Below are 13,427 nucleotides of genomic sequence, written 5' to 3' on the forward strand. Positions count from 1 at the left end.
TGCTGGCCCTGGCCTTCATCCTGCTGATCGGCGCGGTGCTGATCCTGGATGGCCTGGACGTGCACGTGCCCAAGCCCTACATCTACGCCGCGATGGGCTTCTCGGTGCTGGTGGAATGGCTGAACCTGCTGATGCGCCGCCGCGCCGTGGCCCACAACGTGCCGGGCGCCGGCCAGTGGTGACGGCCGGGTCGGTCCGCCGTGTCGCATCTGGCTGAACACGGCGCACCGACCCCGTTCGTGGCATGCTCCGGACTCCCGTCATCGAGAGCCGGAGCCGGCCATGCGATCGTTCTCCCGACTGTTGTTCCTGGCCGTACTGGCCTCCCTGCTGTCCGGCTGCGGCTACAACGCCATCCAGCAGAAGGATGAGCAGGTCAAGGCCGGCTGGGCCGAAGTGCTCAACCAGTACAAGCGCCGTGCCGACCTGATCCCCAACCTCGTGCAGACCGTGGAAGGCTATGCCAACCAGGAACGCCAGGTGCTGACCGACGTCACCAATGCCCGCGCCCGCGTCGGCCAGGTCAACGTCAACGCCGACGACGCCGACTCGCTCAAGCAGTTCCAGCAGGCGCAGGGCGAACTCAGCGGCGCGTTGTCGCGGCTGCTGGTGGTCACCGAGAACTACCCCAACCTGAAGTCCGACCAGGGCTTCCGCGATCTGCAGGCGCAGCTGGAAGGCACGGAGAACCGCATCACCGTGGCGCGCGGCCGCTACATCCAGATGGTGCAGGACTACAACACCTTCATCCGCCAGTTCCCGCAGGTGATCACGGCCAAGATCTTCGGCTATGCGACCAAGCCGAACTTCACCGTCGAGAACGAGGCGCAGATTTCCCAGCCGCCGGCGGTCAAGTTCGGTTCGCAGGCGCCCGCTCCGGCGCCGGCGCCCGCGCCGCAGACCCCGCAGCCGGCGCACTGAGCCCGTGACCGCGCCCCTGCTGCGCTTCCTGCTGCTGCTCGCCCTGTGCCTGGCGCCGGCGGCGTGGGCCCAGCAGGCGGCGATTCCGCCGTTGACCTCGCCGGTGGTGGACACCACCGGCACCCTGGATGCCGCGCAGACGCAGGCGCTTGAAGCCCAGGCGCTGGCCCTGCAGCAGCGCAAGGGCAGCCAGTTGCAGATCCTGATGGTGCCCAGCACCCAGCCCGAATCGATCGAGCAGTACACCCAGCGCGTGTTCGAGCAGTGGCAGATCGGCCGCAAGGGCGTGGACGACGGCGTGCTGCTGGTAGTGGCCAAAGATGATCGCCGCGTGCGCATCGAACCGGGGTACGGGCTGGAAGGCGCGATTCCCGATGCGATCGCCAATCGCGTGATCCAGGAGTACCTGGCCCCGCAGTTCCGCACCGGCGATTATGCCGGCGGCCTGTCCGCGGCCACCGGCGCGCTGGTCACACTGATCGACGGCGAGGAGCTGCCGGCACCGGTCAGCGACCACCGCGCCACCCGCAACCCGGATGGCGACGGCTGGACCTTCGCCCTGGTGATCGGCTTCTTCGTCGGCAGCGTCCTGCGTGCGCTGTTGAGCGGGGTGCCACGCCCGCTGCGCGGACTGCTGGGCGGTGCCGGCGCGGCAGTCGCCGCGTTCCTGTTCACCTCGCTGTGGCTGGCCAGTGGCCTGGCCGGGCTGGTGGCGCTGTTCATCGGTCTGTCCTCGAGCAAGGCCGGCCGCTTTGCCCGCAGTGGGGGCTGGGGCGGGGGCGGTGGCTTCGGCGGGGGTGGCTGGGGTGGAGGAGGCGGCGGCTTCGGCGGCGGTGGTGGCTGGGGCGGTGGGGGCGGACGTTCAGGAGGCGGTGGCGCCTCGGGAGGCTGGTGATGCGCTGGTGGCGACATTTTTTCTCCCCGTCGGTGCGGCGCGCCTTCCCGCCAGCCCGGCTGCAGGCGATCACCGACGCGATCACGGCCGGCGAACGGCGCCACGGCGGGCAGGTGATGTTTGCCGTGGAAAGCGACCTGCCGCTGATGGCCCTGTGGCACCGGGTCAGCCCGCGCCAGCGCGCCGAAACCGCCTTTGCCCAGTTGCGCACGTGGGATACCGAGCACAACAACGGCGTGCTGGTGTACCTGCTGCTGGCCGACCACGCGATCGAACTGGTGGCCGACCGTGGCCTGCGCGGGCGGATCGGCCAGGCCCAGTGGCAGGCGATCTGCGCCCACATGCAGGCACGTCTGCGCCAGGGTGAACTGCAGGACGCGGTGCTGCAGGCGATCAACGAAGTGTCCGACCTGCTGGCCGGGCACTATCCGCCCGGCACCGGGTCAAAGGATGACGGTCTGCCCAACACCCCCCAACTGCTCGGTTGAGGTAGCGCGGCCGTACCCCGAGAATAGCCGCTTACCTGCAAGGCATCGCCCATGATCTATTTCCACGACATCGACCCCATCGCCATCTCGCTTGGGCCGGTCAAAGTGCACTGGTACGGCATCATGTACCTGCTCGGCTTCATGGCGGCCTGGTGGCTGGGGCGTCGCCGCATCGCGGCCGGGCGCCTGCCGGGGGTGAATGCCGACGGCTTCTCCGACCTGCTGTTCTACGCCATGCTCGGCGTGGTGGTGGGCGGGCGCGTGGGCTACATGCTGTTCTATGCGCTGGGCGACTTCCTGCACAACCCGCTGCTGCTGTTCAAGGTGTGGGATGGCGGCATGAGCTTCCACGGCGGCCTGCTGGGTGTGCTGTTCGCCGCGTGGTGGTGGTCGCGCAGGCATCGCCTGCACCTGTTCGACACCATCGATTTCATGGCCCCGCTGGTGCCGCTGGGCCTGGGCTTCGGCCGCATCGGCAACTTCATCGGCGCCGAGCTGTGGGGCAAGTACACCGACGGCACCTGGGGTGTGGTGTTCCCCAGCGGTCTGCCGGCGCCATTGAATGCGCTCGATGCCGCCACGCTCAAGGCGCAGTTCGCCACGGGCGCGCTCAATCAGTACGCCCGCCATCCGTCGCAGTTGTATGAAGCCCTGCTGGAAGGCCTGGTGATGTTCGTGGTGCTGTGGGCGGTGTCGGCCAAGCCGCGCCATCGCTATGTGATCGCGGGCCTGTTCGCGCTGATGTACGGCATCTTCCGCTTCGCGGTCGAGTTCGTGCGCATGCCCGACAACGGCGTGTATCTGGCCTTCGACTGGTTCACCCGCGGCCAGCTGCTGAGCCTGCCGCTGGTGGTGTTCGGCCTGGTGCTGCTGGTGCTGTCGCGCCGCGCGCCGGTGCTGCAGCCGCAACTGCCGGCGTCGCCGGCCGGAGCGAAGGCATGAAGCCGTATCTGGATCTGCTGCAGCACGTGCTGGACCACGGCGCGGAGAAATCCGACCGTACCGGCACCGGCACGCGCAGCGTGTTCGGCTGGCAGATGCGCTTCAACCTGGGTGAGGGCTTTCCGCTGGTCACCACCAAGAAGCTGCACCTGCGCTCGATCATCCACGAGCTGCTGTGGTTCCTGAAGGGCGATACCAACATCGGCTACCTCAAGGACAACCAGGTCCGCATCTGGGACGAGTGGGCCGATGCCAACGGCGATCTTGGTCCGGTGTACGGCAGACAGTGGCGCAGCTGGGCCACCGCCGACGGCGGTTCGATCGACCAGATGCAGTGGCTGGTCGACGAGATCAAGCGCAATCCGGATTCGCGGCGCCTGGTGGTAAGTGCCTGGAATGTGGGCGAACTGTCGCAGATGGCATTGATGCCGTGCCACAACCTGTTCCAGTTCTACGTGATCGACGGCAAGCTCAGCTGCCAGCTCTACCAGCGCAGCGGCGACATTTTCCTAGGCGTGCCGTTCAACATCGCCAGCTACGCGCTGCTCACGCACATGGTCGCCCAGGCCACCGGGCTGGGCGTGGGCGATTTCGTGCACACGCTGGGCGATGCGCACCTGTACTCGAATCACATCGAGCAGGCCCGCGAACAGTTGTCGCGTACGCCACGCGCGCTGCCCACGCTGTGGCTGAATCCGCAGGTCACCGACCTGTTCGGCTTCCAGTTCGACGACATCCGCATCGACGGCTACGACCCGCACCCGGCAATCAAGGCGCCGGTCGCGGTCTGAGCGCAGCCGGGGGCGCCGCCTGAGGCTCGCCCCGGGCGCGCGGGCTGGTGTAGGGTGACCGGCCCTGGAGATGGAGATGGACGGTCAAGGATGCAGGTGACACATCGGAGGTGGCGGGCCGTGGCGGCCCTGGTATGCGGCGCGCTGGCACTGCCTGCGCTGGCCGGGCCCGGCGAGGAAGCGCTGTCGCTGGCGCAACGGCTCAATCACGACGTGCTGGCGATCTACACCCGCGCGCTGCTGGACGACATCGAGGCGTCGATCCTGGACAACTTCACCGGGGACGAACCGGAGGGCCTGCCCGAGGCCTGCCGGCACGCGGCAGAGGCCGCGCTGGCGCCGATCGCGGCGACCTACATCGCGCCGTTGCGCCCGGCCATGCAGGAAGCGGGGCACTTGGCGCAGGTTGACCAGGTGGTCGCCTCGGCGTTCTCGCTGGATCAGCTGCGCAGGCTCAACGGGCGCATTGGTCATGTGCCCCCGCTTGAGCTCGGGGCGGCGATGCTCGACACCCCGGCGCTCGCCGACGTCATCAACGACCGCGTCGACCTGCTGCAGGCGCGCCGCGAGGAAGACGCCGACTACATCGCCGGATTCGACGGCCAGCTCGCCGCAATCCGCGCCGAGCGCGCGCGCTGCGCGGCACGGTAGCGTCGAGCCGGCTGCCCTTCGCTTCGCCGCCGGTGGCCTCGCCGCGCGCCAACAGGCACTTCGTATACTGTGCGCCGCCGTGCCGCCCGGATTCGACCTGCCATGAAGCTCTCCCTGATTGCCGCCCTCGACCGCCAGCACGGCATCGGCCACGACAACCAGTTGCCGTGGCAGTTGCCCGACGACCTCAAGCGCTTCAAGGCGTTGACCGTGGGCAAGCCGATCCTGATGGGCCGGCGTACCGCCGAATCGCTGGGCCGCGCGTTGCCGGGCCGCCGCAATCTGGTCCTCACCCGCACCGGCGAGGTGCCGTTCGAGGGCATGCAGGCAGTCGAATCGGTCGAACAGGCGCTGCAGCAGGCCCGCGCCGATGGGGCCGACGAGCTGTGCGTGATCGGGGGCGGGCAGATCTACGCCCTGGTCATGGCGCAGGCCACCGACCTGCACCTGACCTGGGTGGATACCGTCGTCGCCGCCGATACCCACTTCCCGGCCGTTGACCCGGCGCTGTGGGTCGAAGTGGCGCGCGAACATCACCCGGCCGATGCCCGGCACGCGGTGGCGTTCGATTTCGTGGACTACGGCCGTCGCTGAAGCACGGGCCGGTCGCCAGGACCGGCTGTGGCCTCACTCGCTGTCGCTGGTGACGTCCGCGTTCCGGGGATGGGCCTGCGCCTGTACCTGCGGCGTCGGGCGACCCGTGCCGCGGTGGCGGTCACGTTGGCCAGGGCCGCCCTGGCGGGCAGGTCGGCCTTCGGAGGTGCCTTCGCTGGCCGGCCGGCGTGCCGGCGGTCGCGGCGCGGAGACCGGCTTGGGGACATCGCGGCCGGGTACCTGCACCACGCGCAGTTCGTCGGTGTCCAGCTGCAGCGCGGTGAGCTTGCCGCCCCACACCGCACCGGTGTCGATGGCGTGCACGCCCTGAGTGATGGTCAGGCCCAGCGCAGACCAGTGGCCGCACACGATCTTGAGGTCGCGCTCCACCCGGCCCGGCACCTCGAACCAGGGGTAGAGCCCCTGTTCCTGGGTGCCCGGCGTGCCCTTGTCCTCGATGCCGATGCGGCCGCGCGGCGTGCAGTAGCGCATGCGCGTGAACAGGTTGATGATCGCGCGCGAGCGGTCGTAGCCGGACAGGCCCGGCGACCACGCCGGCTTGTCGCCATACATGTTGCGGAACAGCTTGCGGTAACCGCTGCCGTGCAGCTGCATCTCCACTTCGCGGGCATGCTTCTCGGCCAGCTGGGTGGTCCACTTCGGCGCCAGCCCGGCATGGATCATCATCCAGCCCAGGTCGCGGTCGACGTGGGCCAGCTTCTGCAGCCGCAGCCAGTCCAGGAGGACGTCGCGGTCCTCGGCCTGCACGATGCGCAGCAGATCCGGGTTGACCTTGCGCTGCTCTTCTTCGGTCCGCGCGCCCACGGCCAGCAGCGACAGATCGTGGTTGCCGAGCACCACCACACTGCTGTCGCGCAGCGAATGCACCAGTCGCAGCGTTTCCAGCGACTGACCGCCGCGGTTGACCAGGTCGCCACAGAACCACAGCGTATCCACCGCCGGATCGAAGCGGATCTTCTCCAGCAGCCGCTGGGTGACGTCGTAGCAGCCCTGCAGGTCGCCGATGGCCCAGACACTCATGCGTGCGCCTCCATCAGTGCAATGTGCGCGGAACGGTCAATACGAACGGCGCGATCGGTGCGGCGAACTCGGTGCCGTCGTCGGCCACCATGTCGTAGTGCCCCTGCATCGTGCCGTGTTCCGTTTCCAGCATGACACCGGAGGTGTAACGGAAGTCTTCACCCGGCCGCAGGCGCGGCTGCTCGCCGATCACGCCATCGCCATCCACATGCTCGATACGGCCGTTGGCATCGGTGATGCGCCAGTGCCGCGCCACCAGCCGCGCCGCGATCCGGCCCTCGTTGTGGATGCGGATCGTGTAGGCGAACGCATAGCGTCCGTCCTCCGGCGTGGACTGGTCGTCGAGAAAGCGCGGAGCGACCTCGACCGAGATCGCATAGTTTGCAGCGTCGTTCATGCAGGCAGTTTAGAGGGTGTTGTGCAGGTTGAGGTGAGCGCAGCGCAGGCTGGCGCGTGGCGTCGCGTTCAACCCTGGGGCACGTCGTCGCCGTCCAGGTGCGGAACGTTGGCCAGCGCGATGAACTGCGCCACCTCGAGCTGTTCGGCGCGGGCATCGCTGCGCACGCCGGCGGCCTCGAACTGTGCGGCGCTGACCACGTTGTTGAGTGCGTTGCGCAGGGTCTTGCGGCGCTGCCCGAAGGCGGCCCGGACCACATCGGCGAAGCGCTTGCGGTCGAGGATGCCGACCGTGGCCGGATCGCGCGGCACCAGCCGCACCACGGCCGAATCCACCTTCGGCGGCGGCCGGAACGCACCCGGCGGCACCACGAACAGCGAGGTCACCCTGCACCAGGCCTGCAGCATCACGCTCAGCCGGCCATAGACCTTGCTGCCGGGTTCGGCCGCCATGCGGTCCACCACTTCCTTCTGCAGCATGAAGTGCATGTCGCGGATCACCGCGGCGTGTTCCATTGCATGGAACAGGATGGGCGAGGAAATGTTGTAGGGCAGGTTGCCGACCAGGCGGATCTGCCCGCCGTCGGCCAGCTCGGTGAAGTCCACCTGCAACACGTCGCGGTGCACGATGGTCAGCTCGCCCAACGGCGCGGCGGCGGCGGTCAGCGGTGCGATCAGGTCGCGGTCGAACTCGATCACGGTCAGGCGCGGATGGCGGCGCAGCAGCGGCAGGGTGATCGCGCCCTGACCCGGGCCGATCTCGACCAGCCGGTCGTCGTCCTTGGGGTTCACGGCCAGCACGATCTTGTCGATGTAGCTGCGATCGGCCAGGAAGTGCTGGCCGAGCTGCTTTTTGGCCGGCGCGGTGAACCCGGCGGCGGAGGGGGAATACGGGGAAGTCATGGCACCAGTTTACGTTGGCGCGCCAGCCGGGCACACAGGGACGTGGCGGCAAGCAGGCTGGAGGGATCGGCGATGCCCCGGCCGGCCAGCTCCAGCGCGGTGCCGTGATCGACCGCCACGCGCGGGTAGGGCAGGCCCAGGGTGATGTTGACGGCCTGTTCGAAGCCGCTGTACTTGAGCACCGGCAGGCCCTGATCGTGGTACATGGCCAGCACGGTGTCGAAGCCGGTCAGTCTGGCCGGCAGGAAGGCGGTGTCGGCCGGCAGCGGGCCAACCAGGTCCATGCCCTGCGCCCGCAGCCGGTCCAGCAGCGGGATGATCAGGTCCAGCTCCTCGCGGCCCAGGTGCCCGTCCTCGCCGGCATGCGGATTCAGCCCGAGCACGGCGATGCGTGGCGTGGCAATGCCGAACTCGCGGCGCAGCGCGGCGTGCACGGTGTGCAGGGTGGCCGTCAGGCCCTCGGCGGTGATCGCATCGGCGACCGCGCGCAGGGGCAGGTGCGTGGTGGCCAGGGCCACGCGCACGATGTCGTTGGCGAGCATCATCACCACCTCCACCCCGGCCTGGTCGGCCAGCAGCTCGGTGGTGCCGCTGTAGGCGATGCCGCCCTGGTTGATCACGGCCTTGTGCACCGGGCCGGTGACCACGCCGTCCAGACGACCGTCCAGGCAGGCCTGGCCGGCCTGGAGGAGGGCGCCGATCACGGCGCCGGCATTGGCCGGATCCGGTTCGCCGAAGCGCGACGGGGTGGTGTTGCGCACCTCGCACAACGGCAGATCGCCCGGCTGGCGGGCGATGGCGTCTTCAGGCAGAAGCTGCAGGGGCAGCGCGAGTGCCGCCGCCGCCGCCCGCAGGGTGTCCGGGTCGGCGAAGGCAAGCAGCCGGCAATCGGTGCGCGGCTGCTGGATGAGGCGGAGGCAGAGTTCCGGACCGATCCCGGCCGGCTCGCCCGGTACCAGCGCGAGCTGCGGGATCATCGATCAGGACTGCGGAGGCGTGGCGGTGTTTTCCGCCCGGTCGCCGCTGCGGAAGCTGACATAGGCTTCGCCGCGCAGTTCCTGCAGGAAGCGGTTGTACTCTTCCTCCAGCTTGCGGCGGCCGATCGTTTCACGGATCTGCGCACGCTGGTTGTCGTTGGTGGCATCGGTCTGGCGGGTCGCCACGCGCTGCACGATGTGCCAGCCAGCGTCGGTGCGGAAGGCCTGGCTCACGCCGCCGTCGGCGACGCTTTCGACCTGGCGGCCGAAGTCCGGACCGAACGCATCGGCCGGGAACCAGCCCAGATCGCCGCCCTGGCCCTTGCTGTTGTTGTCTTCGGAGGCTTCCTTGGCCACGGCCTGGAAGTCCGCGCCGCCAGCGATGCGGGCGCGCAGCGTTTCGATCTTGGCCTTGGCTGCGGCGTTGTCCTGCTGGTCGTTCACGCGCACCAGGATGTGGCGGGCGTGGTACTCGGTGACGGTGTTGCCGGTGCCGGCCGCCGCATTGGCATCACGCACTTCCACCAGCTTCAGCAGCTGGAAGCCGCTCGGGCCGCGCAGCGGACCGATCACGTCGCCAGCCTTCATCTGGCTCATCATCTGCGCGAACGCATTGGGGATTTCATCCAGCGTACGCCAGCCCAGGTCGCCGCCTTCCAGCGCGTTGGGGCTGTCGGAATAGCGCACGGCGGCCGCGTTGAAGTCCAGCTCGCCCTTGTCCAGCAGTGCCTTCACACCGTCGGCCTTCTTCTGGCCGGTGGCGATCTGGTCGGCACTGGCCCCCTCGGGCAGGCCGATCAGGATGTGGGCGAGGTGATACTGGGTCCCCACCGTTGCCTGCTGCTTCAGCGCGGCATCCACTTCGCCCTCGCTGACGCTGATGCGGCTCTGGGCGAAGCTCTGGCGCAGACGCTGCACGGTGATTTCATCGCGCACCGAGGCACGGAAGTCGTTGAAATCGATCCCGTCCTTGGCCAGGCGCTGGCGAAGGGCGTCCAGGCTGGAGCCGTTCTGCTGGGCAATCGCGTTCAGGGCCTGGTTCAGTTCCTGATCGCTGATCTTGATGCCGCTGCTTTCGGCGCGGGCGACCTGCAGCTTGACCAGGACCAGTCGCTCGAGCACCTGGCGGCTCAGCACGTCATCCGGTGGCAGCTGGCCCTCGCGGCCGGCGTACTGGGCCTTGATGTTCTGGATCGCACGGTCCAGTTCGCTCTGCAGCACGACGTCTTCGTCGACCACGGCAGCGATTCGATCCAGCGGCTGGCTCTGCTGGGCCAGGACCTGCAACGGCACCGATGCGGTGGACACCGCCAGCAGGGAAGCGAGAAGAACGGGAAGGGTCTTGGTCATGGGATCTGGTTCGGATCGTAGTCGTCCCGCGACGCGCCGGTGTTGCTGGGCGGCACGAGATACAGGTCGTCGCGGTAATAACCGAGAATAGCACGGCGCAAGGTGCGGTCCGTGTTCTGGCCGATGGAGCTCAGGCCCTTGAGGACGAACTCGATCTGGAAGGAGTTGTTCAGGTCGCCCTCGCGGTTGCGCACATAGCGTCGGGCCACCGCACGCACGGCCAGGCAGCAGCTGTCCCACTGCACGCCGCCGATGATTTCCAGCGGGGCACTGTCCTTGATGGAGTAGTAGTAGCGGCCGACCAGGCTCCAGCGCTCGTTGATGGGATACAGGAAGGACAGGTCGGCCTGCTCCAGCAGCGTCCGGTCGAAGCGGGTCGTGGTGTTCGACGCCTGCGGATTCAGGCGGCTTCTGTAGCTCAGGTTGATGATGCCGTCGTTGGACATCAGGTAGCGCGCACGCACGCTGGCCAGGTCTTCGCGCTTGTACTTGGGATCCCACTGGTAGGTGGCGCCCAAGGTCCAGCGGTCGTTGATGGCGTAGTTGCCGTCGGCCACCCAGGCCGATTTGCCCTTCTCGACCGGGGTCTCGCTGCTGTTGAGGGTCACCCGCGAATCATCGAAATACAGGATCTGGCCGATGCTGCCGGAGAAGCGTTCCTTGCCGGTCTCCTGATCGATGAAGCGGGTGCTCAGTGCCATCGTCAGCTGGTTGGCATCGTTCTGGCGGTCGGCGCCGGAGTAGCGCGAGTCGCGGAACAGCTGGCCCCAGCTGAAGGTGAAATCGCGGGTATCGAAGACCGGCAGGTCGCTCTGGTCGCGGTAGGGCGTACGCAGGTAGAACAGGCGCGGTTCCAGCGTGTGCAGGAAGCGGGTGCCGCCGATGGTGGTCTCGCGGTCGAAGAACAGGCCGGCGTCGATCGTGCCGATCGGCAGGCTGCGGCTGGGCGAGGTGTTGCCGCGCAGCTGCTCGGGCGTGGCAACCGCCAACTGTTCCGGGGTCAGCTGGCTGCGGCGGATGTCGTCGGCCAGCCCGCGCTCCAGGTCGTAGGCGGTGTACCGGTAGGCCAGGGTCGGGGTGACGTACCAGGCCGCGCCGCTGAACGGCATGGAGACGTACGGCTTGAGGTCGATGCGCGAACCGCCGTCCATGCGGGTGGTCACGCCATTGCGGACGTACTCGCCGCTGTCGTCGCGGATCTTCTGGTGGACATCGTCATGGGTGAAGCGCACGGCTTCGGCGTAGACGCCGGTCTCCAGCCACGGCAGCAGCGGCTTGTCCCAGTTGAGGTACAGGCGCGGCTGGCGCGAATACGGCAGGGCCGCTTCGGTCAACGTGTAGTCCGTGAGCTGCCAGTAGTCGGCCATCAGTCCGGCCGACCAGGTTTCGCCGGTACCGTAGATGCCCGCCTGGCTCTGCAGATTGGACGTGGTCACGCCCAGCAGCCGGTTGGAGAAGTCCTCCACGTAGCGCTCGTCGCTGACCCAGGCCAGGCTTGCCCGCGCCTGCCACTGCGCGTTGACGTTGTGATAACCGGTGTATTCGACGCGGCCACGGTCTTTGTCGCGCAGCTTGTCGTTGGGCAGGTAGGCGGTCAGCAGTTCGCCGCGGCCGCCGTCGTACAGATAGCGGAACTCGTTGTCGAGCATGAAACCGCGCTTGCTCATGTAGCGCGGCATCAGGGTGTCGTCGTAGTTCGGGGCCAGGTTCAGGTAGATCGGCTGGGTGTAATCGAAGCCGTTGCGGCCGGACAGGCCCAGCTGGGGGTACAGCAGGCCGGTCTGGCGCCGGTCGTCGATCGGGAACTTGAAGTAGGGCGCCCACAGCACCGGCACCTTGCCGATGCGCAGCACGGCGTTGCGCGCCGTGCCGAAGCCTTCGTCGTTGTCCACTTCGATCTGCGGTGCCGACAGCTTCCACACCGGCTGCGACGGATCGCAGGTGGTGTAGGTGGAGCGGTGCATCTGCCCCACGGCGCCCTGCAGGTCGATCGATTCGGCGCCACCATTGCCACGGCGGGACACCAGCTGGTACTGGATGTCGGAAATCTTGTGGGTGTCCGCTTCCTGGTTGCCTTCGGCCCGCTTGGCGACCATGCGGATCGAGGAGTCCTGGTAGCGGACGTTGCCCTCGGCGATGTAATTGCCGCTTTCGGTGTCGAAGCTCAGGTGGTCGGTGCCCAGGAACTGGTCGCCACGCTTGAGCGCGACGTTGCCCTGGTATTGCGGCACCGTCGAGGTGCCGGTCAGCTGGTCGCCCTCGATGTCGGTGGGCTGCTGGTCGCGCGTGGCGGCTGCGGCCTTGTCGGCTTGGGGAGCATCGTTGAAGACGGGCAGCACGTCAGTGGCCGGACACAGGCCCCAGCTCACCGGCTTTTCGTCGGCCAGGGCCGGCAGGCAGATGGCGATGCTGAGGGGGAGGGGCAGCAGGCGGAGGGCTCGGCGCACGCGGTATCGGATTCGGGCGAAAACGGACCGTAGCTTGCCCCATCCCTTGCATAGGGGCAATGAAGGCGATTGGCGACAAGGGGTCCGGGTTCAGCGCCGGCCCGGATTGCGCCGGCTCAGCGCAGCGCGCCGACGTGGGCCACGCTGCATTCGGCCAGCGCCTGGAGGTCGTATCCGCCCTCCAGCATCGACACTACCCGGCCGCCACCGTGGCGGCGCGCCAGGGTACGCAGCTCGGTGGTGATCCAGGCGAAATCGTCGGTTTCCAGCATCAGGTCGGCCTGGGGGTCGCGCATGTGCGCATCGAAGCCGGCCGAGATCAGCAGCAGCTGCGGGCGGAAATCGTCGATCGCCGGCAGCATCTCGTCGGCCCAGGTATTGCGGAAGCGGAAGCCACCGCTGCCTGGCGGCAGCAGGATGTTGAGCAGGTTGCCGGCCCCGCGGTCGCGGCGCAGCCCGGAGTTCGGGAACAGCCCGGCCTGGTGGGTGCTGTAGTAGGCCACCCCCGGGTCGGCGATGAAGATGTCCTGGGTGCCGTTGCCGTGGTGGACGTCGAAATCGATGATCGCGATGCGTTCCAGCCCATACCGGTCGCGCGCATACGCAGCGGCGATGGCGATGTTGTTGAACAGGCAGAAGCCCATCGCGGTGGTCGCGGTGGCGTGGTGGCCCGGCGGCCGGACCGCGCAGAAGGCCACCGGGTCCGCGCCCAGCATCACCGCATCGACCGCGGCCACGCCGGCCCCGGCCGCGTGCAGGGCCGCACTGGCCGAGCCTGGCGAGGTCATGGTGTCCATGTCGAGCAGGCGCAGCGGCTCGGTCTGCGGCTGCAGGACCAGGTCGATCAGCGCGCTGTCGTGGACCCGGGCCAGCTCACCCAGCTTCGCCGGCGGGGCCTGGCGCCAGTCGAGCTGGTCGGGGAATGCCGCTTCCAGGGCGTCCAGGACCGTTTGCAGGCGTTGGGGGCTTTCGGGGTGGCCACGGCCGGGATCGTGTTGCAGACAGGCGGGATGGGTGAAAACCAGCATGCG

At 68.2% G+C, this 13,427-nt stretch carries 14 protein-coding genes and 1 pseudogene; 8 read left to right on the top strand and 7 right to left on the bottom strand.

All coding sequences use genetic code 11. The annotated features are described in order from the left end of the window. From ACPEH1_RS18425 to ACPEH1_RS18460, 8 genes and pseudogenes are all read left to right on the top strand, one after another. Positions 1–182: pseudogene (locus ACPEH1_RS18425) on the top strand (TerC family protein); the annotation flags it as partial. A 100-nt stretch (positions 183–282) separates the two neighbouring features. Continuing rightward, the gene (locus tag ACPEH1_RS18430; protein WP_136003723.1) at positions 283–921 is read left to right on the top strand and encodes a LemA family protein; all 639 of its coding nucleotides are present in this window, start codon (positions 283–285) and stop codon (positions 919–921) included. Positions 922–925: 4 nt separating this feature from the next. Continuing rightward, positions 926–1,816 carry a TPM domain-containing protein gene (locus ACPEH1_RS18435; protein ID WP_423716167.1) on the top strand — a complete coding sequence of 297 codons (891 nt, stop codon included), beginning with the start codon at positions 926–928 and terminating at the stop codon, positions 1,814–1,816. Beyond that, on the top strand, positions 1,816–2,304 hold the full coding sequence (locus ACPEH1_RS18440; protein WP_423716168.1) for a TPM domain-containing protein: 489 nt from the start codon (positions 1,816–1,818) through the stop codon (positions 2,302–2,304). Before ACPEH1_RS18435 ends, ACPEH1_RS18440 begins: the two co-directional genes overlap by 1 nt. Positions 2,305–2,355: 51 nt before the next feature. Beyond that, positions 2,356–3,246 carry a prolipoprotein diacylglyceryl transferase gene (gene lgt / locus ACPEH1_RS18445; RefSeq protein ID WP_017356026.1) on the top strand — a complete coding sequence of 297 codons (891 nt, stop codon included), beginning with the start codon at positions 2,356–2,358 and terminating at the stop codon, positions 3,244–3,246. Next, positions 3,243–4,037, top strand: coding sequence for a thymidylate synthase (locus ACPEH1_RS18450; RefSeq protein WP_423716169.1), 795 nt, complete (start codon positions 3,243–3,245; stop codon positions 4,035–4,037). The genes lgt and ACPEH1_RS18450 overlap by 4 nt, the downstream gene beginning before the upstream one ends. A 120-nt stretch (positions 4,038–4,157) precedes the next feature. Beyond that, positions 4,158–4,688: a hypothetical protein gene (locus tag ACPEH1_RS18455; protein WP_017356028.1), complete on the top strand. Its 531-nt coding sequence runs from the start codon at positions 4,158–4,160 to the stop codon at positions 4,686–4,688. Between the two features lie 102 nt (positions 4,689–4,790). Continuing rightward, the gene (locus tag ACPEH1_RS18460; RefSeq protein ID WP_153164885.1) at positions 4,791–5,282 is read left to right on the top strand and encodes a dihydrofolate reductase; all 492 of its coding nucleotides are present in this window, start codon (positions 4,791–4,793) and stop codon (positions 5,280–5,282) included. 33 nt (positions 5,283–5,315) lie between these two features. Here the strand turns inward: ACPEH1_RS18460 and ACPEH1_RS18465 are convergent, their stop codons facing one another. The 7 genes from ACPEH1_RS18465 to ACPEH1_RS18495 all read right to left on the bottom strand — a co-directional run bounded on the left by ACPEH1_RS18465 (position 5,316) and on the right by ACPEH1_RS18495 (position 13,424). Continuing rightward, positions 5,316–6,323: a symmetrical bis(5'-nucleosyl)-tetraphosphatase gene (locus ACPEH1_RS18465; protein WP_136003726.1), complete on the bottom strand. Its 1,008-nt coding sequence runs from the start codon at positions 6,321–6,323 to the stop codon at positions 5,316–5,318. Positions 6,324–6,336: 13 nt separating this feature from the next. Beyond that, the gene (apaG, locus tag ACPEH1_RS18470) at positions 6,337–6,720 is read right to left on the bottom strand and encodes a Co2+/Mg2+ efflux protein ApaG (protein ID WP_017356467.1); all 384 of its coding nucleotides are present in this window, start codon (positions 6,718–6,720) and stop codon (positions 6,337–6,339) included. Positions 6,721–6,788: 68 nt separating this feature from the next. Further along, entirely contained in the window at positions 6,789–7,622 is an 834-nt protein-coding gene (gene rsmA / locus ACPEH1_RS18475; protein ID WP_017356468.1) for a 16S rRNA (adenine(1518)-N(6)/adenine(1519)-N(6))-dimethyltransferase RsmA, read from the bottom strand. Then, entirely contained in the window at positions 7,619–8,599 is a 981-nt protein-coding gene (gene pdxA, locus ACPEH1_RS18480; RefSeq protein ID WP_017356469.1) for a 4-hydroxythreonine-4-phosphate dehydrogenase PdxA, read from the bottom strand. Before pdxA ends, rsmA begins: the two co-directional genes overlap by 4 nt. 3 nt (positions 8,600–8,602) lie before the next feature. Further along, the gene (locus ACPEH1_RS18485) at positions 8,603–9,949 is read right to left on the bottom strand and encodes a peptidylprolyl isomerase (RefSeq protein ID WP_313243001.1); all 1,347 of its coding nucleotides are present in this window, start codon (positions 9,947–9,949) and stop codon (positions 8,603–8,605) included. Next, complete coding sequence (gene lptD / locus ACPEH1_RS18490; protein WP_017356471.1) at positions 9,946–12,396, bottom strand: LPS-assembly protein LptD; 2,451 nt, start codon at positions 12,394–12,396, stop codon at positions 9,946–9,948. Before lptD ends, ACPEH1_RS18485 begins: the two co-directional genes overlap by 4 nt. Positions 12,397–12,512: 116 nt before the next feature. Further along, positions 12,513–13,424: a histone deacetylase family protein gene (locus ACPEH1_RS18495; RefSeq protein ID WP_017356472.1), complete on the bottom strand. Its 912-nt coding sequence runs from the start codon at positions 13,422–13,424 to the stop codon at positions 12,513–12,515. Between the last annotated feature and the right edge of the window lie 3 nt (positions 13,425–13,427).

The sequence above is a fragment of the Stenotrophomonas sp. NPDC077421 genome (genome assembly GCF_049545505.1).
Classification (GTDB): domain Bacteria; phylum Pseudomonadota; class Gammaproteobacteria; order Xanthomonadales; family Xanthomonadaceae; genus Stenotrophomonas; species Stenotrophomonas nematodicola.